This window comes from Hoeflea sp. AS16, assembly GCF_038900095.1.
GTDB lineage: Bacteria > Pseudomonadota > Alphaproteobacteria > Rhizobiales > Rhizobiaceae > Hoeflea.
On the sequence record NZ_JBBMQQ010000002.1, the window covers coordinates 327,550 to 353,995 of the forward strand.

22 protein-coding genes and 1 pseudogene are annotated in these 26,446 nt (G+C 61.9%); 20 read left to right on the forward strand and 3 right to left on the reverse strand.

Going from position 1 to position 26,446, the window contains the following annotated elements:
* Positions 1–23 precede the first annotated feature (23 nt).
* From WNY80_RS06925 to WNY80_RS07020, 20 genes and pseudogenes are all read left to right on the forward strand, one after another.
* Positions 24–1,043 carry an iron-containing alcohol dehydrogenase gene (locus WNY80_RS06925; RefSeq protein WP_342886616.1) on the forward strand — a complete coding sequence of 340 codons (1,020 nt, stop codon included), beginning with the start codon at positions 24–26 and terminating at the stop codon, positions 1,041–1,043.
* Between the two features lie 12 nt (positions 1,044–1,055).
* Positions 1,056–2,486 carry an aldehyde dehydrogenase family protein gene (locus tag WNY80_RS06930; RefSeq protein ID WP_342886617.1) on the forward strand — a complete coding sequence of 477 codons (1,431 nt, stop codon included), beginning with the start codon at positions 1,056–1,058 and terminating at the stop codon, positions 2,484–2,486.
* Positions 2,487–2,662: 176 nt separating this feature from the next.
* Entirely contained in the window at positions 2,663–3,505 is an 843-nt protein-coding gene (locus WNY80_RS06935) for an AraC family transcriptional regulator (RefSeq protein WP_342886618.1), read from the forward strand.
* A 110-nt stretch (positions 3,506–3,615) separates the two neighbouring features.
* Positions 3,616–4,665, forward strand: a complete 1,050-nt coding sequence (locus tag WNY80_RS06940; RefSeq protein ID WP_342886939.1) for a branched-chain amino acid ABC transporter permease — start codon at positions 3,616–3,618, stop codon at positions 4,663–4,665.
* Between the two features lie 3 nt (positions 4,666–4,668).
* Positions 4,669–5,733 carry a branched-chain amino acid ABC transporter permease gene (locus tag WNY80_RS06945; RefSeq protein ID WP_342886619.1) on the forward strand — a complete coding sequence of 355 codons (1,065 nt, stop codon included), beginning with the start codon at positions 4,669–4,671 and terminating at the stop codon, positions 5,731–5,733.
* Positions 5,730–6,527, forward strand: a complete 798-nt coding sequence (locus tag WNY80_RS06950; protein WP_342886620.1) for an ABC transporter ATP-binding protein — start codon at positions 5,730–5,732, stop codon at positions 6,525–6,527. The genes WNY80_RS06945 and WNY80_RS06950 overlap by 4 nt, the downstream gene beginning before the upstream one ends.
* Complete coding sequence (locus WNY80_RS06955) at positions 6,520–8,682, forward strand: ABC transporter permease (protein WP_342886621.1); 2,163 nt, start codon at positions 6,520–6,522, stop codon at positions 8,680–8,682. The genes WNY80_RS06950 and WNY80_RS06955 overlap by 8 nt, the downstream gene beginning before the upstream one ends.
* A gap of 3 nt (positions 8,683–8,685) precedes the next feature.
* Positions 8,686–9,510, forward strand: coding sequence for a phosphoenolpyruvate hydrolase family protein (locus WNY80_RS06960; protein ID WP_342886622.1), 825 nt, complete (start codon positions 8,686–8,688; stop codon positions 9,508–9,510).
* Positions 9,511–9,549: 39 nt separating this feature from the next.
* Complete coding sequence (locus WNY80_RS06965) at positions 9,550–12,750, forward strand: flotillin domain-containing protein (RefSeq protein ID WP_342886623.1); 3,201 nt, start codon at positions 9,550–9,552, stop codon at positions 12,748–12,750.
* Complete coding sequence (locus tag WNY80_RS06970; protein ID WP_342886624.1) at positions 12,750–13,187, forward strand: SRPBCC family protein; 438 nt, start codon at positions 12,750–12,752, stop codon at positions 13,185–13,187. Before WNY80_RS06965 ends, WNY80_RS06970 begins: the two co-directional genes overlap by 1 nt.
* Before the next feature lie 41 nt (positions 13,188–13,228).
* Entirely contained in the window at positions 13,229–13,672 is a 444-nt protein-coding gene (locus WNY80_RS06975; RefSeq protein WP_342886625.1) for an SRPBCC family protein, read from the forward strand.
* A 1-nt stretch (position 13,673) separates the two neighbouring features.
* Positions 13,674–14,459: an FAD binding domain-containing protein gene (locus tag WNY80_RS06980; protein ID WP_342886626.1), complete on the forward strand. Its 786-nt coding sequence runs from the start codon at positions 13,674–13,676 to the stop codon at positions 14,457–14,459.
* On the forward strand, positions 14,459–14,941 hold the full coding sequence (locus WNY80_RS06985; RefSeq protein ID WP_342886627.1) for a (2Fe-2S)-binding protein: 483 nt from the start codon (positions 14,459–14,461) through the stop codon (positions 14,939–14,941). Before WNY80_RS06980 ends, WNY80_RS06985 begins: the two co-directional genes overlap by 1 nt.
* A pseudogene (locus WNY80_RS06990) lies at positions 14,941–16,275 on the forward strand (molybdopterin cofactor-binding domain-containing protein); the annotation flags it as partial. The gene WNY80_RS06985 and the pseudogene WNY80_RS06990, both read left to right, overlap by 1 nt.
* Positions 16,276–16,867: 592 nt before the next feature.
* Positions 16,868–17,893, forward strand: coding sequence for a molybdopterin cofactor-binding domain-containing protein (locus WNY80_RS06995; RefSeq protein ID WP_342886628.1), 1,026 nt, complete (start codon positions 16,868–16,870; stop codon positions 17,891–17,893).
* The gene (locus WNY80_RS07000; protein WP_342886629.1) at positions 17,893–18,774 is read left to right on the forward strand and encodes a MoxR family ATPase; all 882 of its coding nucleotides are present in this window, start codon (positions 17,893–17,895) and stop codon (positions 18,772–18,774) included. The genes WNY80_RS06995 and WNY80_RS07000 overlap by 1 nt, the downstream gene beginning before the upstream one ends.
* Entirely contained in the window at positions 18,771–19,877 is a 1,107-nt protein-coding gene (locus tag WNY80_RS07005) for a VWA domain-containing protein (RefSeq protein WP_342886630.1), read from the forward strand. Before WNY80_RS07000 ends, WNY80_RS07005 begins: the two co-directional genes overlap by 4 nt.
* Complete coding sequence (locus WNY80_RS07010; RefSeq protein WP_342886631.1) at positions 19,874–20,749, forward strand: amidohydrolase family protein; 876 nt, start codon at positions 19,874–19,876, stop codon at positions 20,747–20,749. Before WNY80_RS07005 ends, WNY80_RS07010 begins: the two co-directional genes overlap by 4 nt.
* A gap of 24 nt (positions 20,750–20,773) precedes the next feature.
* On the forward strand, positions 20,774–21,622 hold the full coding sequence (locus WNY80_RS07015; protein ID WP_342886632.1) for an N-acyl homoserine lactonase family protein: 849 nt from the start codon (positions 20,774–20,776) through the stop codon (positions 21,620–21,622).
* Positions 21,623–21,681: 59 nt separating this feature from the next.
* On the forward strand, positions 21,682–23,304 hold the full coding sequence (locus WNY80_RS07020; protein WP_342886633.1) for an isochorismatase family protein: 1,623 nt from the start codon (positions 21,682–21,684) through the stop codon (positions 23,302–23,304).
* A gap of 90 nt (positions 23,305–23,394) precedes the next feature.
* On the opposite strand, the gene WNY80_RS07025 is transcribed toward WNY80_RS07020, so the two are convergent.
* Genes WNY80_RS07025 through WNY80_RS07035 form a run of 3 tightly spaced genes read right to left on the reverse strand, consistent with a single transcriptional unit; the run spans position 23,395 to position 26,442 of the window.
* Positions 23,395–24,276, reverse strand: a complete 882-nt coding sequence (locus WNY80_RS07025; protein WP_342886634.1) for an amidohydrolase family protein — start codon at positions 24,274–24,276, stop codon at positions 23,395–23,397.
* Positions 24,277–24,299: 23 nt separating this feature from the next.
* Positions 24,300–25,142 (reverse strand): fumarylacetoacetate hydrolase family protein, encoded by an 843-nt coding sequence (locus WNY80_RS07030; protein ID WP_342886635.1) that lies wholly within the window; start codon positions 25,140–25,142, stop codon positions 24,300–24,302.
* A 34-nt stretch (positions 25,143–25,176) separates the two neighbouring features.
* On the reverse strand, positions 25,177–26,442 hold the full coding sequence (locus WNY80_RS07035) for a TRAP transporter large permease (protein ID WP_342886636.1): 1,266 nt from the start codon (positions 26,440–26,442) through the stop codon (positions 25,177–25,179).
* Between the last annotated feature and the right edge of the window lie 4 nt (positions 26,443–26,446).

Here is a 26,446-nt window from a genome sequence, read left to right on the forward strand (position 1 = left end):
CCTGCAGGCCTTCGGTTAAAGCTATGACGCTCATCACGTATCCGACGCGTGTCCATTTTGCTGATGATGTTGTGGAGATGGCGCTGCATTCCGAGCTGCAGCAGGGCGGATACAAGACGGCGCTTCTGATTTGCGACAAGTCCCTGGCCGATACCGAATTCTACGAACGGGTCAGGGGTGGTTTGCCGCCCAGGATCAAGCCCAGCTTTCTTTGCCTGGAGGAGCATTCGGCACTTTCAGGCGTGGCGAAGAGCCTGCCCGGTCTTTACGACGGCGAGCAACTGGACGCGATCATCGCCTTTGGCAGCGTTCGTGCGTTGGAGATGGGGCGCAAGGCAAGGCGCGCACTGCAGGATGCAACCGGCCATCGGCCAATGCTTTATGCCATACCGGGCGTCGACGGGCTGCCAGATCCCTGCACACGGCAGATTGAAAGCTGGCGCAACGGTTTGCCTTCGGTGCTGATTTTTGATCCGGCCCTGATTCTTTCGACAACCTCGGTACAGACCATTCCATCGGCGATCGTCAGCCTGGTGCGGTGTATCGAGAGTTATCTCAGCGAGGCCTACAACCCGCCCGCCGACGGCATGGCGCTGGACGGTCTCATCCGCGCCGTGGCGGTTTTGGGTGCCTCGGAATTCGGCAGCGACCTGACCATTCGCCGGGAACTCATGGCGGCATGCCTGAATGCAGCGCTGGCCCAGGAGAAAGGTATCGGCCCGACGCAGCTTCTCTCGCGGGCCCTGGCATCTGAATGCCAGACCGTGAAGACCGCCGACGCGGCACGGCTGTTGTTGCCCGGAATCATCAAGGTGACCGAACATGACAGCCGGAAGGAAGCCATCCTGCAGCAGATCATCGCACCCGAAGCGCCAGATCTCGATCAGGCACTCAGGGAGTTCCTGTCCCGCATCCCGCTTTCCTCGCGGCTTTCCGAAATGGGAGCCGTCCCGCAAAACCTGCAACACGCCATTCAAGCCATATCCGGGCGCAACGACATTACCGAGACTGCGGCGGTTGCCGCTCTCGAAGATGTTTACTGAAGGACCACAGCAATGAAACCAATGCTGATCGGTGGTGAATGGGTCACCACATCGCACGGTGTCGAGAACATCAATCCCTCGGATATCAGCGATGTTGTCGATATCTACGCGCAGGCAGGCAGAGCCGAGACGCAGCAGGCGATCGCCGCCGCACAGGCGGCAGCCCCGCAATGGGCGCTGAGCGGTCCCCAGGAAAGGCACGACATCCTTCACCGTGCGGGGGACGAAATCCTGGCGCGAAAGCAGGAGCTTGGCGAACTCCTGGCCCGTGAGGAAGGCAAGGTCCTGCCGGAAGCGATTGCCGAGGTTCAGCGCGCAGGCCAGATATTCCTGTTCTTTGCCGCCGAGGCCTTGCGCCAGCGCGGCGAGATCGTGGCGTCGGTCCGGCCAGGGGTCGGGGTCGAGATCACCCGTGAACCGGTCGGCGTGGTTGGCATCATTGCGCCCTGGAACTTCCCGATAGCGATCCCTGCCTGGAAAATTGCTCCGGCGCTTTGTTACGGCAACGCGGTTGTGTTCAAGCCGGCGGAGCTGGTGCCGGGGTCCGCGTGGGCCTTGGCTGACATCCTGCACCGGGCCGGCGTGCCGGCAGGCGTGTTCAACCTGGTCATCGGTGCCGGCTCGGTCGTCGGCCAAACCATGCTGGATGACGAGCGCATCGATGCGATCACGTTCACCGGATCGCAGGCTACCGGTACGCGGGTCGCCAGCGCCAGCCTGCCGTTCATGCGCAAGATCCAGCTCGAAATGGGCGGCAAGAACCCGTTGGTGGTGCTTGATGACGCTGATCTCGATCTCGCAGTCCAGTGTGCTGTCGACGGCGCCTTCTTCTCGACCGGACAACGCTGCACGGCGTCATCGCGCCTGGTCGTCACACAAGGCATCCACGACCGCTTTGTCAGCGCCGTTGCCGAGCGGCTTGCGTCCCTGCGTGTCGGCCACGCACTTGATGCCGCCACGCATATCGGTCCGGTGGCCGATGCGGCCCAGCTTGCGCAGGATCTGGACTATATCGCCATCGCCCGGTCGCAGGGAGCACATCTGCGCCAGGGCGGAGAGCTCGTCCGGCGTGAGACTGAAGGTTACTTTTTGTCACCTGCATTGTTGACGGAAACTCTACCGGCGATGCGGATCAATTGTGAGGAAGTCTTTGGCCCCGTGGCTTCGGTCATCAGGGTGCGGGACTATGAGGAAGCCCTGTTCGTCGCCAACGATACCGAGTTTGGACTGAGTGCCGGTATCTGCACGACGAGTTTGAAATATGCCAATGATTTCAAACGCAAATCGCAAGCCGGCATGGTCATGGTCAACCTGCCGACAGCCGGCGTCGATTATCATGTGCCGTTTGGCGGGCGCAAGGCGTCGAGCCATGGTTCTCGCGAACAAGGCAGCCATGCGGCCGAATTCTTCACCATTGTAAAGACCGCCTATACTGCCGCTTAAGGTGAATATTTGCATGAATACACGCGGGAAAACAAAGGGATTACGAAATAACCTAGAGTATGAATTTTATGCCTTATGGCTTGCCAATGGCGGTTTTCTACGCCCAGTCTGGTGAGTGTTAAGGGAGCACTGATATGCTGACGCCTCGGCGCAGCGCGATTTGGGAGGATCGCTCGGTGAGTTATGCAGTCTCAGTTTACCACGGTGAATTCGGCCGCGCAGCGCTGTATCACCTGGACAAGACAATCGTCACCCATGCGCATCGCGAGGGGCATCTGATTTTCTACGTTGACGGTGCTGACGCGCAGGTTGAAGTCGGGGAGGAGATGACCGATCTCAACGCTCGCTACGGCACGGCAGTCAGTCCGTGGGAACCGCACAGCTTTCAGGTTGAAGAGGGCACCGCCCAGTTGTGTCTGGTGCTTTACATCAAGCCGATGTGGTTTCTCGAAAACAGCCCATCCGCCGAATTCGCCCTGCGGTTCGGCAATCGGAGGCTGCGCCTGACCCCGGAGATCAATGATCTCGTCATGCGCCTGACCTCTCTTCTGCTCGATGATGACCAGCGTGTGCCGTTTGACCAGCTGTTGTTCGGCCTGACGAAAGCCAGTTTCGACCATTCCTGGCAGACCGTGGTTGAAAACTGCCGCACGGAATCCCTGCGGCGGTTTACCGATTTCCGGGTTCGCCGGTCGTTGCGCCTGATCCAGGAATGCGTCGGCGACAATTTCGAACTTGAAGTTCTGGCACGGCAGGTGGGGTTGTCCCGGCCGCATTTCTTCAAACTGTTCAAGCAGCATGTTGGCGTTACGCCGAATGTTTACATGAACACGTTGCGAAGCGAGCGGGCGATTGACTCCCTGCTGACCGGCGGCAAGTCGATTACCGACATCGCGTTTGACCTTGGGTTTTCGTCCCAGGCGAGCTTCACCCGGTTCTTCTCGTCCAATGTCGGCATATCGCCCAGCGACTATCGAAGGGTTGCCCACGTCAACCCGCCGTCTTTTCCGATGATGTGAAACCCGAACAGACTTGTGGGTATGCGGTTTGCGCAGCCCAACGCCTAATGTCCTCTCATGGCTCCGGATAAGGAGTGAGGAGGAGAAGTCAGGTGAGTAATGGTCGCCCCATGGACGGCGCAGCTGTGCCGGACCCGCGCAGCGGGCCAGTCAGGAAGTTTGCCAGCCGGCATCCCGTCTGGTCGGCGATCATCGTACTGGCGGTTGCCGTACTTCTCTGGTTGATCTTTGCGATATGGCCCGAGGGCCTGGTCGATGCCATCGGCAAAAAGAAGATCTTTCTCAACGCGTTGTTCAACGGCATCACCCTGGGTGGGCTCTACTTTCTTGTCGCCAGCGGTTTTACCCTGATTTTCGGGCTCATGCAGAATGTCAATCTCGCCCACGGGACGCTCTATCTGATGGGCGGTTACGTGGGATTTCATGCCGCGAAGATCACGGGCTACTGGCTGCTGGCGTTTCCGGTGGCCTTTATCGTGGTCGGCGCCTTCGGCATATTGCTGCAGCTGTTCGTCTTCCGCCGGATGGAAGGCGAAGACCTGCGTCAGACCCTGGTTACAATCGGTATCTCCGTGGTCGTGGCGGACCTCATGCTGTGGGGCTTTGGCGGCGACTTCATCAACATCTCGCCCCCGTCATGGCTGTCCGGCCCTGTGACGACATTCCTGGTGACCGCCCAGCGCAGCTCGGGCGAGCTGGTGCTGCTCAAGTACCCGATGGTCCGGATTGTCATTTTCCTGGCCGCGGTTGTGCTGGGCATTGCCATGTGGCTGGCGCTCAACAAGACCCGGATCGGCATGATGATCCGTGCCGGGGTGGATGACCGCGAGATGCTGTCCGCCACCGGCGCCCGTATCCAGATTGTCTTTGTCGGTGTGTTTGCCTTCGGCGCGGGGCTTGCGGGAATGGCCGGCGTGGTCGGCGGAACATTCCAGTCGGTCGCGCCGGGAGAGGATATCCGCTTCCTGCTTGCCAGCCTCGTTGTCGTCATCGTCGGCGGCATGGGCTCGATCCCCGGCGCTGCTCTGGGCGCCCTGCTGATCGGCCTCGCCGAGCAGTTCGGGTCTGTCTATTTCCCGACCTACGCCGTCGTGCTGACGTTCGTCATCATGATTGTCGTCCTTGCATTCCGCCCGCAGGGCCTGTTGGGGAAGGCGTAGATCATGACCGTTCTCGACAGATCCGAAGAGCCGGCCGGCGAAGTCCGCAACTGGTTGGAGCGTGTGCCGCCAGCCTACTGGGTTCTCGGGCTGCTGCTGCTGGTTGTTCCTGCCTTCGTCAGTGACTTCGTCATGTTCCAGATTTTCGGCTGGGCATTCATTCTCGGCCTGATCGCCCTGAGCCTGATGTTTCTGGGTGGTTATGGCGGCATGGTCAGCCTGGCGCAGATGGCCCTTGCAGGCTTTGCCGGGTACATGGTGGCCATCTTCGGAGACAGTGCCATTTCCGGCATTTCGCAAGGCTGGCCCTGGTGGATCACCATCCCGCTTGCCCTGGCACTGACCGTTGTCGTCTCCTGCGCCGTTGGCTGGCTCGCTGTCCGCACGGTGGGGATCTATACCATCATGATCACGCTGGCGATCGCCGCAGCGTTCTTCTACTTCACCCGCCAGAACTACGATCTGTTCAATGGCTTTCAGGGCTTCAACACGGTTCTTCCGCCGGAACTGTTCGGCGTGAACTGGCGCGGACCGGTCGCGTTCTACTATCTCTCGCTGTTCTGGGCCGTCGCGGGCTACGGCGCCGTGCTCTATGTCAGCCGCGCCCCCTTCGGTCTTGCGCTTCAGGGCGTTCGCGACAATCCGCGCCGGATGGCAGCGCTTGGCTACAATGTTACCGCGCACCGGGTTTCCGCCTATGCATTTGCCGGCCTGATCGCCGGGGTCGGCGGCATCCTGCTGACCTGGCAATCCTCACAGATTTCTCCGGGAACAGTGGGTATCGGGGCTGCGATCGACATTCTGGTCATTGCCGTGATCGGTGGCCTGGGTCACCCGATAGGGGCCTTCATCGGTGCCTTTATCTACGTTCTTCTGAAGACCTTCGCGGTTGACGTGCTGGTGGTTCTGGGGCTGGCCGGCGAGCGCTTCCAGCTGGTTATCGGCATCGGGTTCCTGCTCATCGTCTTTTTCTCGCCTGACGGCATTCTCGGTCTGTGGGCGCGTCTGCGTGCACGCAGCAACCGGGATCCGCTCACCGGGCAGGACCGTGGAGGTGACCGGACATGAATGCTGCGACACTCAACCCCGGTCAGGCCGGAGTGGAAAAAGGGGCAGGATTTGCGCTGGAATTGCGCGATGTGTCCAAGTCATTCGGCGCGCTCCAGGCGCTTGGCGGGATCAACATCCAGGTCGGTCCGGGGGAGCGCCGCGCGGTGCTGGGATCGAACGGCGCGGGCAAGACCACGCTGTTCAACTGCATTACCGGGGATTTTGCGCCGACTTCGGGTGCGATCAGGTTTTTCGGTGAGGATGTCACCGGGTTCCCGGCTCACGAGCGGATCAGGCGGGGGCTGCGGCGGACCTACCAGATATCGCTGCTGTTCAGCGGCTTGACGGTTCTCGACAATGTTTATCTGGCCTGCCGTGGCGTGTCGCGCGGGCGCTTTTCCTTCCTCCGGCCGCGCCGCTCGGATCCGCTCGTGCAGACGGCGGAAGAGCTGGTTGAGACGGTCAACCTGGCCGATGTGCGCAACACCAATGTGAGCGATCTTTCCTATGGCCAGCAGCGCCAGCTGGAGATCGCCATGGCGCTGTCGGGAGCTCCCCGGTTCATCCTGTTTGACGAGCCAGCCGCGGGATTGTCGCCAACAGAGCGCCGCGAACTGATCAGCATTCTCAACCGGCTGCCAAGCCATGTCGGTTTCATCATCATCGAGCACGACATGGATGTTGCGCTGCGCGTCAGCGAGCAGGTGACGATGATGCACAACGGCCGCATCTTCAAGGAAGGCAAGCCGGCCGAGATCGAGGACGATCCTGAGGTTCAGGCCCTTTATCTGGGAGGTGAAGCGCATGGCTGAGTCCCGCTCCGGCACCCCTATCCTCGAAGTCCGCGATCTCCACGTCAATTACGGCCAATCGCGCGCACTGCAGGGCGTCGACCTGACGCTGGGCTCGGGCGTTCTGTCCGTGGTCGGCCGCAACGGCATGGGCAAGACGACGCTGTGCAAAGCCATCATGGGCCTGGTTCCCACGACTTCCGGGTCGATTGCCTTCAATGGGCAGAACCTTGCCGGGCTGTCTTCGTCCGAAATTGCCCGCCTGGGCATTGGCTATGTGCCGCAGGGACGGCGGCTTTGGAAATCGCTTACCGTCGATGAGCATCTGCGGCTCGTCGCCACCAAGGGCGGAGCCTGGACGCCCGAACGCATCTACAGCGTCTTTCCGCGTCTGGCCGAGCGCAAGACCAACGGCGGCGCGCAGCTGTCCGGTGGTGAGCAGCAAATGCTCGCGATCGGCCGGGCGCTGCTTCTCAATCCGAAGCTTCTGGTGATGGACGAGCCGACCGAAGGGCTGGCGCCGGTGATCGTCAACCAGGTGGCCGAGATGCTGGTCAACCTGGGGCGCGAGGGCGATATCGATGTTCTGGTGATCGAGCAGAATATCGGCGTGGCCTGCTCTGTCGCGGAACAGGTTGCCATCATGGTCAATGGCAAGGTCAACCGCGTGATGGATGCGGGGGTGCTGGCCGCGGACCGCGACCTGCAGCAAGCCTTGCTCGGTGTCGGCCGTCATGCGCATGACGAGACGCCTGCGAGCGAAACACCGGAAGCGCGCCCGGCGAGTGCCCCGGAAGCGCAGAAAATCACCAAGATATACGTGTCCAATCCGAAGCTGCCGACCCGCTGGAGCGCACCCGTCCCGATCAGTGTGATCCGGCAATCGGCAAGGACGGTCACGCCGGAAGCTGCTGCGGTCAAGACAGCGATGCCGCGCGTGGATACCGGCCGGACCGGCGTCGTCTATATTTGCGGCACGCTTGATACCAAGGGCGACGAGTTGCGCTTCATGCGCGATATCATCAAGGCGCAGGGTGTGCGCGTGGCACTTGTCGATTTGTCGACAAGCGGCAAGCCTTCCGGCGCCGAAGTGCCGCCGACGGCCGTGGCCGGGTTCCACCCGCGCGGTAGCTCCGGTGTGTTTACCGGGGATCGCGGAACCGCCGTCGCCGGCATGACGCTCGCTTTCGAACGCTGGATCGCGCAGCGAAACGATGTGGCCGGCCTGCTGGCCGCCGGCGGTTCCGGTGGAACGGCCATTGTTGCCCCGGCGTTTCGCGTGCCGCCGGTCGGTGTGCCGAAAATCATCGTCTCGACCGTCGCGTCGGGAAACACCGCCCAGTATATCGGCCCGTCCGACATCACCCTGATGCCTTCGGTTGCCGACGTTCAGGGGATCAACTCGATCACCCGCGAAGTGTTGGGGAACGCCGCCAATGCAATGGCGGGAATGGCCAAGGCGCGCAGTGCCGCGAAGCCTGTCGAAGACAAGCCAGCCATCGGCCTGACCATGTTCGGCGTAACGACACCCTGCGTCCAGGCCGTCGCCGCAAAGCTTGAAGCCGATTACGACTGCCTTGTCTTCCATGCCACCGGCACCGGCGGGCGGGCAATGGAGAAGCTGGTATCCTCGGGCATGCTGGCGGGCGTTCTGGATCTGACGACCACCGAAATCTGCGACATGGTCGCCGGCGGTGTGTTTGCAGCCGACGAGACCCGCTTTGACGCCATGATCGACAGCGGCGAGCCCTATATCGGCGCTTGCGGCGCGCTGGACATGGTGAATTTCAACGCGCCTGACACAGTGCCGGAGCGCTATCGCGGCAGGCTGTTCTACGAGCACAATCCGCAGATCACGCTGATGCGGACCACCGTGGACGAGAACATCGCCATGGCCAAGTTCATCGGTGAAAAGCTCAACCAGATGAACGGTCCGGTGCGCTTCTTCCTGCCTGAAGGCGGTGTTTCGGCACTGGATGCGCCGGGCAAGCCGTTCTGGGATCCGGCCGCCGACAAGGCCTTGTTCGAAACGCTCGAGCAGACCGTGCGCCAGACGGCAAACCGGCAGCTGATCCGGGTTCCGCACAACATCAATGACCCCGCCTTCGCCGAGCTCGTGGTCAAGACTTTCCGGTCTTTCCACGCCCGCCCTTCACGACCAGCCAAGAGAGCCTGAACCATGTTTGACCGAGACCAGCTGATCAAGAAATTCCGTGCGATGCGCGATGCCGGGGAGCCGATCATCGGCGGCGGCGCGGGCACCGGGCTTTCGGCCAAGTGCGAGGAAGCCGGCGGGATCGACTTGATCGTGATCTACAATTCGGGCCGTTACCGGATGGCTGGACGCGGGTCCCTTGCCGGGCTGATGCCCTATGGCGACGCCAATGGTGTGGTGATGGAAATGGCCGGAGAAGTCCTGCCTGTCGTCAAGCAAACCCCGGTGCTGGCCGGCGTCTGTGCTTCCGACCCGTTCCGGCTGATGGACAAGTTTCTCGACCAGGTAAAGGACGCCGGGTTCAGCGGCGTGCAGAACTTTCCGACCGTGGGTCTGATCGACGGCACCTTCCGGGCCAATCTCGAAGAGACCGGAATGTCCTACCAGCTCGAGGTCGACATGATCGCGATGGCCAGCAAGAAGGGCTTGCTGACTACGCCTTATGTCTTCTCGGAAGCCGATGCCGCGGCGATGGCGGGAGCCGGCGCCGACATCATTGTCGTGCATCTTGGTCTGACCACCGGCGGTTCCATCGGAGCGGAGACAGGGGTGAAGCTGGCGGATGCACCGGCCCTGACGGATGCCTGGGCCAAGGCCGCGCTGGACGTCAATCCGGATGTCATCGTGCTGGTTCATGGCGGCCCGGTCGCCAGCCCCGAGGACGCCGACTTCGTTCTCAAGAACACGAAATACTGTCACGGATTTTACGGGGCGTCCTCGATGGAACGGCTTCCGACCGAGATCGCGCTGACCGCGCAAACCAAGAAATTCAAGCAAATCGGCCGGTAAGGCCCAAGACGACAGGCGCACGCGCGCAGGAGGATAGACATGACCGGAGAACTCATAGGGCAGCTGATTTTGTGGCTGATCATGGCCGTGATCGTGATCTTCATCGCCTACTGGGTGATGAACTGGCTTTATCGGCGTTCGACCAAGGAAATCGCCTTCGTCCGCACCGGCTTTCTCGGCGAGAAAGTGGTGATCGACGGCGGCGCCTTCGTCTGGCCGATCATTCACGACATCACGCCGGTCAACATGAATTCCATGGACCTTCACGTGGTGCGCGACAAGGAAAACGCGCTGATCACCAAGGACCGGATGCGCATTGATATCGAAGCGTCGTTTTACGTGCGCGTCGAGCAGAGCCGCAAGGCCGTGACCCTGGCGGCGTCGACACTGGGCCGGAGAACACTCGAACCCGAACGCATTCACCAGTTGCTGTCCGGCAAGTTCGTCTCCGCCTTGCGGACCGTGGCCGCCGACATGACGATGGAAGAGCTGCATGAACAGCGCGGCGACTATGTCCGCCGGGTGATGGAAATGGCGCAGGAGGGGCTCAACAAGAACGGGCTCGAACTCGAAAGCGTCGCCATCCTCGATATCGACCAGACCGAGATCGAGTATTTCAATCCGTCCAACCGGTTCGATGCTGAAGGTCTGACCTCGGTGATCGAGGCCATCGAAGGCCGCCGCAAGCTGCGCAATGACATCGAGCAGAGCACGATGCTGCAGATCCGCGCCCGCAACCTGGAGGCGGAGAAAGAATCGCTGAACATCGAGCGCGAGAGCGAAAGCGCCCGCCTTGAACAGGAACGGGAAATCGAATTCCGCCGGGCCCAGCAGCGCACCGACCTGGCCCGCGAACGTTCCGAGCGGGAGAAGGAAGCCGAACAGGCGACCCTGTCGAGCCGTGAGGCGATCGAGACCGCACGGATTTCCAACGACGAACAGATCGCGGCGGCGCGGATCGCTTCCGAACGGCGGATCCGCGAGCAGGAAATCGAACGCCAGCAGGTTATCGACGAGGCTGAAATTTCGACCCGTCAGACTATCGAGAAAGCCAGGATTTCACAGGAGAAGGTTCTCACCGAAGCCCGGATCCAGACCAACCTGGACACCGAGTCTGCAGACATCGCTGCCAAGGAAGCGATCGAGAAGGCCCGCATCGCACAGGAACGCGTGCTGACCCAGGCCCGCATTGCCAAGGAACTGGAAACCGAGGCCAGCGAGATCGACCGCAAGCAGAAGATCGATGCCGCCGGTATCAATGCGCAAGAGATGATCGAGAAGGCAAGGATTGCGCAGCAGCAGGAAATCACCGAAGCAAGGATTGCGCTCGAACGTTCGACGCGCGAACGCGAAATTGCCCGCAACCTTGCCATAGAAGAAGCCGAGATCGCTGCGCGCGAAGCCTCCGAAAAGCTGCGCATTGCGCAGGAAAAATCGGTCTCCCAGGAGCGGATTGCAGCCGACAAGGCCACCCGCACCCTGGAAATCGAGCGCAAGAAGATTCTCGAGGAAGCCGAGATCGCTTCGCAGCAGGCGACGGAAGCCGCCAAGATTGCCCGCGAGAAGACACTTACCGCAGAACGGATTGCATCCGAACTGGCGACACAAAGTCTCGAGATCGAGCGTCGCAAGACACTCGAGACGGCGGAGATCGAAGCAACGGAAATCACGTCCCGCGAGCGCATTGGCCAGCAGGAACGTCTGCGTGCCCTCGAGATCGCCCGCAACGAAGCCATCGATCAGGCCGAGATCGCCAGCCGCGAGGCTGTCGAGAAGGCGCGGATCGCCACCGAGGCACGTACCGCGGTCGAGCGGATCGAGAACGAGGAACGCACCAAGGAGCGCGACCTGGCCCGCGATCTGGCCATCGCCCATGCCGAAACCGCCAAGCAGGAAGCGGTCGAAGCCAAGCGGATCGCCAAGGAAAAGAAACTGGCCGCCGAACGCATTGCCTACGAGCAGGACATGCGCGAACGCGAGATTGCCCGCAACCGGGCCGTCGAAATCGCCGGCGTCTCCGCCCAGGAGGTCATCAACGCCGCCAAAATCAACGAACATGGCAAGACACGTGCCGCGGAAATCATGCGCGATGCTGAAATCCGCAGCCGCGAAATCGAGAAGCAGGAGGCAATCGAAGCCGCCGAGATCTCCAGCCGTCGCCTGATCGAAGGTCAGCGGATCGAGAAGGAAGCCGAAACAACGGCCGAAAAGATCGCCCGCGACCAGAAGATCCGGGATCTCGAGATTGCCCGCAACAAGGCACTCGACGGCGCCCAGATCGCTGCAGACGAGGCCATCGAGGCGGCGAAGGTCTCCAAGCAGAAGACCGTGGACGCCGAGAAGATCCTTGCCGAGCAGGAGCTTGAAGCCAGGAAGCTCGAGCGCAAGAAGGCTCTCGAACAGCTCGAAATCGCCCGTGTCCAGGTCCTGCGCGAAGCCGAGATCGCCAGCCAGGAAGAGATCGAGCGTGCACGTATCGCCTCCGAGCGTGGACTGGACGATGCCCGCATCGGTCACCAGACAGAGCGCCGTCGTCTCGAGATCGCGCGCGAGCGGGCTGTCGAAGAGGCGACAATGGAAAAGGCCATCGCGCTTTACCAGAAATCTCTGGACCAGAGTGCGGCTGCCATCGAGGCGGAAAGTGCCCGGGCCCGTGCTGTGGAAGCTGCCGAGAAGACCAAGACCGCCGGCGAGAAGGAGATCGCCATGCGGGCCAAGACGATCGGTGTCACCGCGGCCGAACTGGAAGCAGAACGCAAGCGGATCGGCGCCGAAGCCGAGAAGATCCGTGCAGCGGTCGAGGCCGAAGCGCAGAAGCTCATCAACGAGGCCGAGAACGTTCTCACCGACGGCGCACGTGCAAGCCTGTTCAAGCGCAAGATGCTGGAACACGTCGAGGGCATCGTGTCTGCGTCCGCCAAGCCGCTTGAGAAGATCAACGACATCCGGATCATGCAGCTGGGCGGCTCCGGCACCCAGGGGCTTGACTGGGCCAATGGCGGCAATGGCGGCGGCAGCGGCGGTGGTGGCAGCGGTTCGCCGAGCCCCACCGACGAGGTCATGAACTCCGCCCTGCGCTACCGCGTCCAGGCACCGTTCGTGGACAGTCTGCTCAGCGACATCGGCATCGACGGGGCCAACATCGCGCGCTCCGACATCTTCCGCAATGCCAGCGACATGTCGCGTGCGGTCACGGAATCCGCCCGCTCGAAGGCAGCCTCCAAGAAGGATGAAAAGTAATGGCCCGCGTCTTTGTTTCATCCGTCATCAACGCCGAAGCCAGCGCTGTCTGGGAGAGGATCCGCGATTTCAACGCCATGCCCAAATGGCACCCGCGGATTCGCGACAGCCGGATCGAGGAGGGATTGCCGTCTGACAAGATCGGGTGCATCCGCAACTTCCACCTTCAGAACGGGGACATGATCCGCGAGCAACTGGTGGGCATGTCGGACTACGACCTGTTCTGCAGCTACGTGATGCTGGAAGGGCCGATGCCGCTTTGGGATTACATGGCCACTTTGCGGCTGACTCCCGTCACTGACGGCGGCCGGACCTTTGCGGAATGGTCGGCGGAGTTCTCCTGTGACCCCGACAAGGAAACCGATCTTACCAATGGAATTGCAACCAACGTGTTCAAGGGCGGTTTCGATGCGCTCAAGCGGCACTTTGGCGGCTGAAGCATACGGTCGAATTCAAGCTGAACCAGGGAAACAGGGTCATGGCAAAGGTTATTCGCAGCACGGTTCTGCCAGCTCCCATCGAGGTGGTCTGGGACGTCCTGCGCGATTTCAACGGGCATGACCGCTGGCATCCTGCGGTGGCAAGCAGCGAGATCGAGCGTGGGCGGGATGCGGACCGGGTGGGGAGCATCCGCCGCTTCAAGCTGACAGACGGATCGGAACTCAGGGAACAGCTGTTGACGCTCAGCGATGCGGAGACCGCCTACAGCTATTGCCTGTTCGATACCCCGATCCCGCTGTTCAACTATGTCAGCCACCTGCGGTTAATGCCGGTAACGGACAGCGACCATACGTTCTGGGAGTGGGAGGGGCGTTTCGATACGCCCGCAGACCAGCATGACGCCATGGTGCGGCTGGTCGGGACAGATATTTACGAAGCAGGGTTCGGAGCAATCCGGACGCACTTGGGATTGGAGAGCTGACATGCTGTCAGTCGAAACATATCAAACAATGGCCGAGGCGGCCGGGGCCATGACCGACCGGTCACGCTTTCTGGGTGGAGGAACCCTGGTCATGCGCGCGGTCAATTACGGTGACCAGAGTTTCGACCGGATCATCCGGTCGCGCCAGATCGAGAACTCGATAAGGTCAGAGTCCGGCGGCATTCGCATCGGGGCCGGCGCAACAATGGCCGATATCCTGGCATCGCGGGAGGTCTCTTTCCTGCACCAGGTCGCACGGCTGATCGGCGGCCCGGCAATCCGCAACATGGCAACTGTCGGGGGCAATCTGTTTGCTCCCCATCCCTACGGAGATCTGGCAACAGCCTTGCTGGCGCTCGACGCACGGGTGGTCATGACCAATGGCCAGGCAGAGCCGATGGAAAGTTTCCTCGCTGGCCGGTCTCATGCCCGCAACCTGGTGACGGCCGTCATCGTTCCGAACGTCAGTGAAACCGAATTCCGCTTTGCCAAGATCAGCCGCGTCAAACCGAAGGGCGTTGCGCTGTTGTCGGTTGCCGCATGGCTGCGTCGCGGCGATGTCCGGCTGGCATGGGGTGGCATGGGACCGACACCGCTGCGTTCGAAGGCGGCTGAACGGGCTCTCAGCAGCGGCGGGCAACTGGATGAGGCGGGTATCGCGCCTGCACTCGCGGTCTGCACGCAGGATCTGCAACCCGCCGACGATGCGCTGGCCACGGCCTGGTATCGCCGCGAAGTGGCGCCGGTTCATCTCAAACGACTGTTGCTGAACGGAGGGCGCCTCTGATGGCAAAAACCCCAATCACCTTCACCCTCAACGACAGCGAAGTGGCGCTTTTCGCCGATCACGGGGCAGCCCTGATCGATGTGTTGCGCCGCGGTGTCGGAGACCTCACGCCGAAACAGGGCTGCGCCCAGGGAACGTGCGGTGCCTGCACCGTGCTGATCGACGGTCAGCCGCATTTGTCCTGCCTGACGCTTGCCGAGACAGTCGAAGGCCGCCGGATCGATACGGTTGGCGGACTGGCCAACGGGCAGCACCTTGATGTCTTGCAGACCACCTTCATGGAAGGGTTTGCGGCGCAATGCGGATTTTGCACTTCGGGCATGCTGCTCGCGGCAAAGGCATTGCTGGAGCGGGTCCCCAATCCTGACCGCGCCGAGGTGATCGAGGCGATTTCAGGAAACCTGTGCCGCTGTACCGGTTATGAGCCGATCGTCGACGCCATCCTGCTGGCGGCCGCAAGAATGCAGGGGAGGGCCGTCTGATGTCATCTGTCGAATTTCGCAAAGACCTGTTTGCCAACGAACGTGACGACACGCTCAAGGAGATCGGCAAGCCGACGATCCGGCAAGACATTCTCGGTCATGTCACCGGCCGTACCCCGTTTTATGACGACCATCTGTTCGACGGGCTGCTGCATATGCGCGCCGTCCGGTCGCCGCATCATCATGCCCAGATAAGATCCATCGACACATCGGCAGCCGAACGCATGCCCGGCGTCCGCCGGGTCGCCACCGCCAAGGATGTGCCGAACAATCTCAACACGCTGCTTTCGCTTATCAACTTCGGCCGTGATGACGAGCCGTTGTGCGCGCATGACAAGGTTCGCTATTTGGGCGAGGCTGTCGCCTGGGTGATCGCCGACACCGAACGCCAGGCGCGTGATGCCTGTGCCGCGGTGCGGGTGGACTATTCGGTGTTGCCGCACGTTCTCGATCCGGAAGAAGCACTGCAGCCGAATGCGCCGGTGGTCAACGAGGTCTATCCCAACAACACCTTTGATTATCACAACACCTACGATCACCAGAAGCTGCGCTTTGGGGATGTCAACGCCGCCTTCGCCCGTGCCGATCATGTTATCGAGGCCGAGTACCAGATGTCCCCGATCGAGCAGGCGCCGATGGAAACCTGCGGCGCTATCGCCGCGCCGGAGACCAACGACCGGTTCGTCTGCTACACCAACACCCAGGCCTTGTTCTTCTCGCTCGGAACCACTGCCAAATTGCTCGACATCGCATCGTCGCGGCTGCACTTCATCGGCGGCACGGTTGGCGGCGGTTTCGGTGGAAAGGTGGATTCGGTTGTCGAACCGACTGCCGTTCTGGGGGCGATGCTTACCGGCCGGCCGGTGAAGTTTGCCTGGGACCGCTACGAGGAAATGCAGGTTGGCGCTCCGCGCGGTGCGGAACGCTGGCGGCTGAAGGACGGGCTGACGCGGGATGGCAAGATCATCGCGCGCGAACTCACCGGGTTCTTCGACAGCGGTGCCTACATGCGGCTGTCGCCCTACGCGATCATCAAGGGAACCGGCCATGTTCCGGGGCCGTATTTCATTCCGAATGTCGCTTCCAACGTGTTTTGCTGCATCACCAACCGGACGCCGGCGACAGCCATGCGCGGCTTCGGCATCACCGCGGTGGATTTTGCGATCGAGTGCCAGATGGACCGGGGAGCCGAAGCAGTCGGCATGAACCCGATCGAGTTCCGCATTCTCAATGCCTACCGCGACGGTGACATGAAGGCGCACCGGCGCAAGGCCAAGAACACCGCCTTGATCGAGTGCTGCCAGGTGGCGGCCGGCAAGGCCAACTGGCCGATCTCGGCGGAGGCTGCCGCGCAGTCGTCACTGACTGGCGGCGGTACGCCGGAACGCGTCGCCATCCCCGAAACGGTAATTGATTCCGAGGGCCGCATCGGTGAACGGCGCGCCGGCCGGACCAGCAGCACGTCGCCTGCCAAAAACGGCACCGGACGCGTGCCTGCGGGTACGCATGGTGTGGCGGTCAGCGGTGCGCCGGTTCAAAATCCGGACATGCAGATCGATGCCGAACGGATCGGTCACAGGATGGGGGCCGAACCCGTGAGTGCACCGCCCGTCGCGGCCGCTCCGGGTGCTCCTGTACGACCGGCGGCTGCGCCATCCTACCAGGCACCGCAGCCGACGCCGCCCATTGCTGCGCCGTCCGGTCCTGCGACCCCAAGCTACGCGCAGCCGGCGCCGCCAACATCAGCACCGGCACAGGCGCCAACCCCAGCCCCGGCACAACCCGCATCCTATGCGCCCCAGCCGGCATCACCGCCGACGCCGCCTGCAGCGCAACCGGCACCCTATGCGCCGGCCCAGCCGTTCTCGCGGGGCGTGAAGCGGCCCGGATCCTCTCCCTTTACCTCCGGCATCAGGAGACGCTGACATGACCATTCACAAAGGTCGGGGCTTTGCCTGCATCAACTATCCGATCGGCATGAACCTGGGTGGCGACCCGTCCCAGGCTCTGGTCCATTCAACCCCGGACGGCAAATTCATGGTTGCCCTGTCCTCGATCGATCTCGGGCAGGGAATGAAATCCGTGACCCGGCAGATCGCGGCTGAAACGCTGGGTGTCCCGGTGGCCGACGTCTATGTCGATACTGCCGACAGTGATACCGGCCCGCACTGCATGGGGTCTTTCGCCTCACGCGGAACGCACCGGGTTGGCAACGCCGTCATCCGGGCCGCCGCGGAAGCGCGCAAGCAGATGATGGAGGCCGCCGCCGAGGAACTGGAGGTCAATGCCAGCGATCTCGATACCGACGGCAAGGGCAACATCCACGTCAAGGGTGCGCCCAGCCGCTCGATCACCATTGCCGAAACCGCCATTGCCGCGCAGTTCAAGCAGGGACGGACCTTGTCTGGGCGAGGCATCTTCCTGATCCCGCCGTCGGAGGCAGATGCCGACACCGGCGAAATGACGCCGGTCACCTGCTTTGCCCACGCCGCCCTCGTCATTGATCTTGAAGTTGATGACGAAACCGGTGAGGTTGAAGTCAAGGAGATCAATTCGGCCTATGAAGTCGGACGCGCCCTGAACCCGCGGCTGGTCGAGCAACAGCTGATCGGTGGAGCATGGATGGGCGTCAGCCACGCGCTCTATGAAACGACGGAACCCTATTATCCGGTGCGCGAGCATGGGCCGGAGGATTTCAACACCTACCTCATGCCTGGCCCCGGCCAGATCGTGCCGCACAACATTGCCGTGCTTGAACGACCGGCAGAAGACGCGCCCTTCGGCGGCAAGGGACCTGGCGAAATGTGCGCCAACCCGGTGCTGCCCGGTATCGCCAATGCGATCTACAATGCGGTCGGCGTGCGTTGCGACCGCCTTCCGATCACGCCGGAGAAAATCCTGCGTGGCCTGCGTGAAAATGGTGGCGCCCGGCCCAAGGGGATGCCCGCCTGATGGCCGTCGTATCCAACATATCGGGGATTACCGATCCCACCGGCTTGCAGCGCGCCCTGATCGACGCGCAGTACCTGGCTGACGATGCGTTGGCTACGACCGCCTATCTGGCGCTGGCGCTGGGCAAGCCGCTTCTGCTGGAAGGCGCTCCCGGCGTTGGCAAGACCGAGGCGGCCAAGGCCCTTGGCGGGGTTCTCGGACGCAACGTCATCCGCCTGCAGTGCTTTGAGGGCATCGATGCGGCGGCTGCCCTGTACGAGTGGAACTACCCGCGCCAGATGCTGGCGATCCGGCAGGCCCAGGAAGGCTTCGTCAACCTCTATTCCGAGGATTTCCTGCTGCAAAGGCCGCTGCTGGAGGCGCTGAGAAACCCCGCGGATTCCCTGCTGCTGATTGACGAGATTGACCGCGCCGACCACGAGTTCGAGGCGTTTCTTCTGGAGTTCCTCTCGGACTTCAGCATTTCCATTCCCGAAACCGGGACCGTGCGCGCCACACGGCCGCCGGTGGTGGTGCTGACATCGAACCGGACGCGCGACCTGCACGAGGCGTTGCGCCGCCGCTGTGTCTATCACTGGATCGACTATCCCAATCCGGAACTCGAAGCCCGCATCGTCATGGCGCGTGCAAGCTCCGTCGCCCATGCAACAGCTGAAGCCGTGGTGGCTTCGGTCGGTTTGCTGCGTGCAGAGCCGCTGGCAAAACCGCCCGGCGTGGCCGAAACCGTGGAATGGGCCGAGGCGGCAACCCTGCTCAATTCGCAAGGCGTTCACTGGCCCGAAGCCTTCAAGCGCGCCATCGGCGTGGCGATCAAGGATCAGGATGATCTCGCCTATCTGTCGTCGCGCCTGGATGCGATCCTGCCCGGAGAAGCCGCATGAGCGAGCTGCCCCGGACCCTCGATCCCTTCGTGCATTTCGCGCAGGTTCTGCGGCAGTCCGGCTTTGCCGTCTCCCCGGACCAAACTGTGCATTTCATCGAGGGTGTCGGGTTGCTTGGCCCGCGCAACATGACCGATATCCATCGTGCAGGCCGGGCGCTGTTCGGCGTTCCGCCCGAGCGGATGGCCGAGTACGACGCAATCTTCAGGGCGGTCTTTCTGGACCAGGTCATCAAGGCACCGGTGGGTGACGATGATGACGACGAATCCGTGGAGGCCTACGAGCCGACACAAACCAGCGTCGAGATCGATGCCGAAGACGACCAGAGCGAGGTGGGCGGCGAGGCCGTCACCGCCGAACGGCTTTCCCGCAGAAGCTTGAGTGACAGTGATGACCGGGCCGCACTTGACCGGCTGGCGCGTGAAGCCGAGCGGGCACTGCCGCGCCGGCTGTCCTACCGCCGGAAATCGGCAAAACGCGGCAACCGCTTCGATTTGAGGCGCAGCCTGCGCGAGGCTGCGCGGCGTGATGGCGATGTGCTGCGGCTGTTTGAAACCCGGCGCAAGACACGGCAGCGCCGGGTGCTGCTTCTGATCGATGTGTCCGGCTCGATGAAAGAGCGGACAGAAGGCTTGATGCGTCTTGCCCATGCCGTCGTGCAAGCGGCGGACCGGGTGGAAGTCTTTACAATCGGGACTCGCCTGACCCGGATCACCGCCGCGTTGCGGCCTTCGACGCCGAACCTTGCCCTGGCGCGTGCCGCAGCCACGATTGCCGATTTCGATGGCGGCACCCGTATCGGGGAAGCCTTGCAGGCCTTCCTCGCGGTGCCTCGCTTTGCCGGATATGCGCGCGGAGCGGCGGTGGTTTTCATCTCCGACGGGCTGGAACGCGGTGCGCCGGATCAAATGATCGAGGCGGTCCGTAAACTGTCCCGAAGCGCCTGGCGGCTGGACTGGCTGACCCCGCTTGCCGCCGATCCGGATTACATGCCGGCGACCGCAGGCCTGAAAGCCGTTCTGCCCATGCTTGATCATTTGGGCAACGGGGCAAACAGCCCCGCCATCGTTGACCATCTCCTGTCCCTGTCGAGGTCCGCATGATTGATGCACATCACCATATCTGGCTGCAGAAGGATCTGCCCTGGCTGCTTGGCCCTGAACAGCCACGTATCTTTGGCCCCTATGGCGCGCTGATGCGCGACTACACCATTGACGAATACAAGTCCGATATCGCGGGGACCGGGATCACCAAGTCGGTCTACGTGCAGGCCAACTGGGCACCCAACTGGTTTGCCGATGAAGTGGCGTGGGTTCAGGACGTGGCGGATGAGCACGGTCTGATTGCCGGGATCGTCGGCTATTCGGATTTCATGGTCGAAGACGTCAGGCCGCAGCTCGACAAGCTCAAGAAGTACCCGCTGATGCGCGGCATCCGGCAGCAGCTGCACTGGCACGAGAACCCGCTCTACCGCTTTGCCAGCGACCCCGATATCTGCCGTGCGCCACAGCTGCGCAGAAACATCGCCAGGCTCGCCGATTACGACTGGTCCTTTGATCTGCAGGTGTTCTCCGGCCAGATGAAAGCGGCAGCCGAGCTAGCGCGCGCGTGTCCGGAAGTGACCTTCATCCTGCAGCATGCTGGCATGAAGGAGGACACGTCGCCTGCAGGGCACAAGGCCTGGCGCGAAGGCATGAAACGTCTCGCCGATTGTCCGAACGTGGTGACCAAGCTGTCGGCTTTCGGGACCTTCATTCATCGCAATGATCCGGACTTCATCGCGCAGATGGTGACCGACACCGAGAAACTGTTCGGTGCCGATCGCTGCATGTTCGGATCGAACTTTCCAATCGAAAAGCTATGGACGAGCTATTCCGAGCTCTTCGCAGCCTTTCAGGATGCCACAGCGGGACTTTCCAAGAAAAAGAGAACCGCGATTTTCAATGATACCGCGGCCCGGATCTACCGGCTGTAACCGTTATTAAAGGGAGGGACCACAATGGCCTTGCAAATTCACGTTCTCGACTTGGGCGATATCGAACTGGAGACCAGCTTTCTGGTCCTGGGGCATGAATGCGGGCGCGTTCGGCGCGTGCCGGTTTACGGCTTTCTGATTACCGGAGGCGAGTATCCGATCCTGGTCGATACCGGCTATCGCGACAACGCCATCATGGAATCGCTCGGCATGCGCGGGTTGCAGTTCCATGACAACATGATCGAGAACCAGCTGGCCAAGCATGGTCTGAAACTGGGCGATATCCGCTATATCCTGCACACCCACCTGCACATCGACCATGCCGGCCAGGACGACAAGTTCCCGATGAACACCACCGTGGTCATCAACCGCAAGGAAATGGAATTCTCCGTCTCCGGCATCATGTTCCCGCAATATCCCAAGCCCGACATCAAGCACCTTGTCGACCGGATCTACGAGCCGGAGGCCATGCGGTTCCTCGACCTGGAGATCACCGGCGCGGAAGAAATCATTCCCGGCGTCTGGTGCGAGCGGGCAGGCGCCCATACCGAAGGCAGCATGAATGTCATCGTCGAGACATCGGAAGGCCTGGCCTGCATCTGTGGCGACGTGATCTATGATTTCAACGACCAGATCGTCAATCACGTCTACACCAACAACGACATGGAGCCGCGCGTGACCGGCAACCACTCGCAGACCAAGCGTGAGGAGAAGGGCGCGATCAAGAAGCTGCTCAACAACTACACCTTCCTGCTGCCAATCCATGACCGGCCGGCCAAGATCGAACGGCAGAAAGTTGTCGGCCGCCTTGGCATGTCGGTGCCGGGACCTTTGACCGAAACCCTTCCGAACCGGCCCTGGTTCGCCGTCTGAGGGGCATGTCCCCGGCCCTGCCATGATGGCAGGGCCGGGTTTTACCAATGGGGATTGATATGGCGCACAAGGCTATAGCGGACGGATTTCACAGCATATTCGATGTCTCGGCCCCGGTTGAACACCTGGCGTCGGGCTTCATCTTCACCGAAGGCCCGTTGTGGCATCCGGTCGAGCAATCCCTGATGTTCTCGGACATGCCGGGCGATGTCCGGCGCAAATACACACCCGGGCGTGGTGTCACCGAGATCGCGCGACCGTCCAACAAGGGCAACGGCATGACCTATGATGCCGAGCTCAACCTTCTGGTCTGCGAACACGCCACCAGTTCGGTGGTGCGCATCCGGCCGGATGGACGGCGCGAGGTCCTGTGCACGCATTTCGAGGGCCGCGAACTCAACAGCCCCAATGACATCATCGCCGCCCGTGACGGCTCGATCTATTTTACCGATCCCACCTATGGACGGCTGGAGCATTTCGGTGTGCCGCGGCCGCTCCAGATGGGGTTCCAGGGGGTCTACCGCCTGCCGCCCAACCATCGCCCGGGGGACGAGCCGCAACTGGTTGTCGACCGCTACCTGTTCACCCAGCCCAACGGCTTGTGCTTTTCCCCCTGCCAGCGCTGGATGTGGGTCAACGACACCGATCAGGCCAATATCCGGATGTTCGATGTGGCCGACGATGGACGCCTGGTCAATGGACGGGTCTTCGCCGGCGGCATCAAGGACGATCAGCTTGCGGGCCTGCCCGACGGCATGAAGGCCGACGAGCATGGCAATGTCTATGTCACGGCGCCCGGCGGTGTCTGGGTCTACTCGTTCCATGGCGAACTGATCGGCAAGATCGAGTGTCCCGAAATGGTTGCCAACCTGCATTGGGGCGGGCCGGACTGGAGCACGCTGTACCTGTGCGCCTCGACCTCGCTGTATCGCGTGCAGACCAGAACACGCGGCCAGCAGGAGGCTTTCATGAGTGCACGTGGCGGAGTTGCTCCTGCAGCATCAACCGCATCAACCGCATCAGCGGCAACACCGGCCCCGGCTGTTGCCTCGCCGCTGATCCTCAAGGACCGGCTGGATTTCCGGATCGACCCGTCCCGCACGGCGATGATCGTGCAGGACATGCAGAACGACGTGATGATCGATGGCGGCGCCTTTGCCGCGACCGGCTCACCCGAGCACGCCCGGCAGCAAAACGTGGTTGCCAATATCGCCCGACTGGTCGATGCGGCGCGGGCGCGGGGAGTGATGATCATCCATGTCTGGATGGTGATCGAACCCGGCGCACCCTATCTGGCGCAGCATGCAGCGCTGATGCAGGGGCTGAAAACCGAAAAGGCGCTGGTGCGTGACACCTGGGGCGTCAAGCCGGCCCCGGGACTCGAGCCGAGAGCCGGGGATCTCGTCGTCGAGAAAATGAGCATGAGCGCATGGGAAACCTCGCGGCTGGAATCCTATCTCCACCACGGCGGCCGTGACACCATCATCAATTGCGGCAGCTGGACCAACATGAGCGTCGAGCACACCGCCCGCACAGGTGCCGACAAGGGCTTTCACATGATCGTGCCCGAAGACGCCTGTTCGAGCATGAATGCGGAATGGCACCAGGTCTCCATCAATTACGCAATGCAGAACGTGGCAACCGTCACCCGGGCAGATGCGGTGATCGCAGCCCTTGGCTAGGCACTGATGCCGGGCGGATAATGCAGGACTGAGTCATCAAAAGACGTTTCATCCGACCTCGCCTGACTGGCGAGGTCGGATTTTCTTGTCCTAGAGCCGGTAAACTCTGGCGGCCGTATCGTGGAAAATTTGCTGCATGGCGGTATCGCCCAGTTCGCTGACGGCGGACATGTGGGCCTGCACCAGCGCCTCGTAGGAGCTCCAGATCTTTTCAATCGGGAAGTTCGAACCGAACATGCATCGCTCCGGGCCAAACATCTCCACGGTTTCGAAGATAATCCGCTTGATCAGCTCGGCATCGACGCGATGCACAAAGGTGCCAAAGCCCGACAGCTTGCTGACCACATTCGGCATTTCTGCCATCGCACGCATGCCGGTTTGCCATGCGGCCCAGCCCTCGACCGACAGGTCTTCGGGCATGCCCGCATGCTGCAGGATGAAGGTGACATCCGGGCAGGCCCTGGCCAGGCCCACAGCCGCCTTCATCTGGCCGGCAAACAACTGCAGGTCAAAGGTCCAGCCGAATTCCGACAGCTTGCGGATATTGTCCTGAACCACCGGTTCCTCTGCCATCGAGGCACTGGCGGCGAAGCGGTAAAGCGGGTTCTCGTGCCAGTGGAATTGCTGCCGGATCCCGCGCATGGCGGGATAGGCGGCAAGCCGCTCCAGCTGCGGGCGGGCATCGCTGAGCGTCATGTCGGCATAGCCGACGATGCCGTGTGGCCAGCCGGATCTGTCGGCGGTCTCCTGTACCCAGCGAACCTCGTCCTCGAACTGGTCGTTCGGCCAGTTTGCCTGCACATAGACCGACTTGGTGACACCCGACGACGCGACGTCATCGAGGTATTCCTCGATCGGGTAGTCGCGCCGTATGGATTCATAATCGCCGAAGATCCGGGGCTGCATCGGCCCCTGCAACCATTTCAGGTCGACCTGACGCCAGATGTGATGATGGCTGTCGATAATGTCCATGACCCACTCCTGTGTTTACGGCCTCAGCCGGCCTGCACGGTCTGGCGCTGTTCACCCAGGCCGGTCACGGTCAGGCGCATTTCGTCACCCGCCTGCAGCCAGATCTGCGGCTTGAAGCCCATGCCGACGCCGGCCGGGGTGCCGGTGGTGATGACATCGCCGGGCTCTAGCTTCATGAACTGCGAGGTGAAGGCAATGATCTCGTCGATGGGGAAGATCATGTCGGCGCTCGAACCGGACTGCATCACCTTGCCGTTGAGTTCCAGCGTCAGGTCCAGCGTCTGCGGATCTGGGATCTCATCGGCGCTGACCAGCCATGGGCCAAGCGGGCCAAAGGTCGGGGCGCTCTTGCCCTTGACCCACTGGCCGGTGCCTTCGGCCTGCCAGCTGCGCTCGGAGACGTCGTTGCAGATCGCGTAGCCGGCGACATAGCTCAGCGCGTCGGCGCGCGAGACCCTGTAGGCAGGGCGCCCGATGACGACTGCCAGTTCGACTTCCCAATCGAGCTTGTTGGCGTTGTCAGGCTTGATAACCGGGTCATTGGGGCCGTTCAGGCTGTTGGGCGCCTTGTTGAACAGGATCGGTTCGGCCGGAATCGGCAAGTTCGATTCCTTGGCGTGGTTGGTGTAGTTCAGACCGACGCAGATGAAGTTGCCGATGCTGGCAAGCGGCGAACCCAGGCGAACGCCCTTGTCGGCTTCAGGCAGGCTGTCGAGATCAATCGTTTTCAGCTTTTCGATCACGTCGCAGCTGATCGCGGAACCGGCAAAGTCTTCAACCACGCCGGAGAGATCGCGGATTGTTCCGTTGTCTTGAAGAATGCCCGGACGTTCCTGGCCTTCGGCACCAAACCTGACGAGTTTCATGTTGTATCCTTTTCTTGATGTGATGTCCGCTCGGTTACAGAAGGAGCAGGGACAGGTAAGGGGTGAAGGTCAAAAGCAGCAGAACGGCCACCAGTGCCGCGACAAAGGGAGCGACGCCGATGGCAACGTCCTTCATGCTGGTTCCCGAGATCCCGGTAATGACAAACAGGTTCAGCCCGATGGGCGGCGTCACTGCCGCGATCTCGATATTGAGAACCAGAACGATGGCGAAATGGATCGGGTGAATGCCGAGCGCCGCAACGGTTGGCAGCAACAACGGCGCAACCACGGTGAGCAGGGTGAAACCGTCGAGGAAACACCCCAGAGCAATCAGCATCACATTGGCGAGCAGCAGGAAGCCGATCGGCGATAGGTTGTATGCGGTGATCAGCTCGACGATGGACTGGGGAATGCCGACCAGCGTGGCGAGCATGCCGATGAACAGCGCACCCGACAGAATGAAGAGGATCGATCCGGTGCCGCGGGCGCTGTCGAGAAAAATCTGCGGCAGGTCGCTGATGCCGATGGAGCGGTAGACGAACATGCCGATGAACAACCCGTAGACGACTGACAGCGCCGCCGCCTCGGTGGGTGTCGTGTAGCCGAGATAGATGCCGCCCAGAACGATGGCAGGCATGCCCAGTGCCGGGCCCGCCTTGACGAAGGTCTGCCACACGGCATGCGGGCTGAAGGCCTCGGTGCGGGTGCCGTAGCCATGCCGGAAGGCAATGGTGAAAGCGACAATGCCGATGGCGGTTGCCGATATCAGGCCGGGAACGACGCCGGCAAGAAACAGGCTCTTGACCGATTGCTGGGACAGTTCGGCGAAGATCACCATCGCTACGCTCGGCGGGATCAGGATCCCCAGGGTGCCGCCTGCTGCCATCAGGCCAGCGGTATAGCGGCGCGGATAGCCCAGCGCTTCCATGGTCGGGATCATCGTCCGTCCCAGGGCGGCAGCCGAGGCAACCGAGGACCCGGTCATGGCGCCGAAAATGGCCGAGGCGCCGGTGGCGCCGATCGAGGCACCGCCGGGGACGCCGCCAACCAGGCTTTGCATGAAGGCAAAGAGGTGCTTGGCAAAGCCGGAACGCAGCATGATGTTGCCGGCGAGAATGAAAAACGGCACGGCCAGCAGCACGAAGCTGTCCAGCGACGAATAGATGGACTGCGCCACCTGCGTCAGCGACGTCGCGCCCGTGGCCAGGACAAAGGCGAGGCCTGAAAGCCACAGCGCAAAGCCGACCGGAACGCCGATCACCAGCAAGAACAGGATGAGGCAGACGAGAAGAATGGACATTTGG

Excerpts from the sequence above, each read along its gene's own strand:
- WNY80_RS06925 (WP_342886616.1), top strand. The coding sequence starts at position 24 with ATGACGCTCATCACGTATCCGACGCGTGTCCATTTTGCTGATGATGTT.
- WNY80_RS06930 (WP_342886617.1), top strand. The coding sequence starts at position 1,056 with ATGAAACCAATGCTGATCGGTGGTGAATGGGTCACCACATCGCACGGT.
- WNY80_RS06940 (WP_342886939.1), top strand. The coding sequence starts at position 3,616 with ATGGACGGCGCAGCTGTGCCGGACCCGCGCAGCGGGCCAGTCAGGAAG.
- WNY80_RS06945 (WP_342886619.1), top strand. The coding sequence starts at position 4,669 with ATGACCGTTCTCGACAGATCCGAAGAGCCGGCCGGCGAAGTCCGCAAC.
- WNY80_RS06950 (WP_342886620.1), top strand. The coding sequence starts at position 5,730 with ATGAATGCTGCGACACTCAACCCCGGTCAGGCCGGAGTGGAAAAAGGG.
- WNY80_RS06955 (WP_342886621.1), top strand. The coding sequence starts at position 6,520 with ATGGCTGAGTCCCGCTCCGGCACCCCTATCCTCGAAGTCCGCGATCTC.
- WNY80_RS06960 (WP_342886622.1), top strand. The coding sequence starts at position 8,686 with ATGTTTGACCGAGACCAGCTGATCAAGAAATTCCGTGCGATGCGCGAT.
- WNY80_RS06965 (WP_342886623.1), top strand. The coding sequence starts at position 9,550 with ATGACCGGAGAACTCATAGGGCAGCTGATTTTGTGGCTGATCATGGCC.
- WNY80_RS06970 (WP_342886624.1), top strand. The coding sequence starts at position 12,750 with ATGGCCCGCGTCTTTGTTTCATCCGTCATCAACGCCGAAGCCAGCGCT.
- WNY80_RS06975 (WP_342886625.1), top strand. The coding sequence starts at position 13,229 with ATGGCAAAGGTTATTCGCAGCACGGTTCTGCCAGCTCCCATCGAGGTG.
- WNY80_RS06980 (WP_342886626.1), top strand. The coding sequence starts at position 13,674 with ATGCTGTCAGTCGAAACATATCAAACAATGGCCGAGGCGGCCGGGGCC.
- WNY80_RS06985 (WP_342886627.1), top strand. The coding sequence starts at position 14,459 with ATGGCAAAAACCCCAATCACCTTCACCCTCAACGACAGCGAAGTGGCG.
- WNY80_RS06995 (WP_342886628.1), top strand. The coding sequence starts at position 16,868 with ATGACCATTCACAAAGGTCGGGGCTTTGCCTGCATCAACTATCCGATC.
- WNY80_RS07000 (WP_342886629.1), top strand. The coding sequence starts at position 17,893 with ATGGCCGTCGTATCCAACATATCGGGGATTACCGATCCCACCGGCTTG.
- WNY80_RS07005 (WP_342886630.1), top strand. The coding sequence starts at position 18,771 with ATGAGCGAGCTGCCCCGGACCCTCGATCCCTTCGTGCATTTCGCGCAG.
- WNY80_RS07010 (WP_342886631.1), top strand. The coding sequence starts at position 19,874 with ATGATTGATGCACATCACCATATCTGGCTGCAGAAGGATCTGCCCTGG.
- WNY80_RS07015 (WP_342886632.1), top strand. The coding sequence starts at position 20,774 with ATGGCCTTGCAAATTCACGTTCTCGACTTGGGCGATATCGAACTGGAG.
- WNY80_RS07020 (WP_342886633.1), top strand. The coding sequence starts at position 21,682 with ATGGCGCACAAGGCTATAGCGGACGGATTTCACAGCATATTCGATGTC.
- WNY80_RS07025 (WP_342886634.1), bottom strand. The coding sequence starts at position 24,276 with ATGGACATTATCGACAGCCATCATCACATCTGGCGTCAGGTCGACCTG.
- WNY80_RS07030 (WP_342886635.1), bottom strand. The coding sequence starts at position 25,142 with ATGAAACTCGTCAGGTTTGGTGCCGAAGGCCAGGAACGTCCGGGCATT.
- WNY80_RS07035 (WP_342886636.1), bottom strand. The coding sequence starts at position 26,442 with ATGTCCATTCTTCTCGTCTGCCTCATCCTGTTCTTGCTGGTGATCGGC.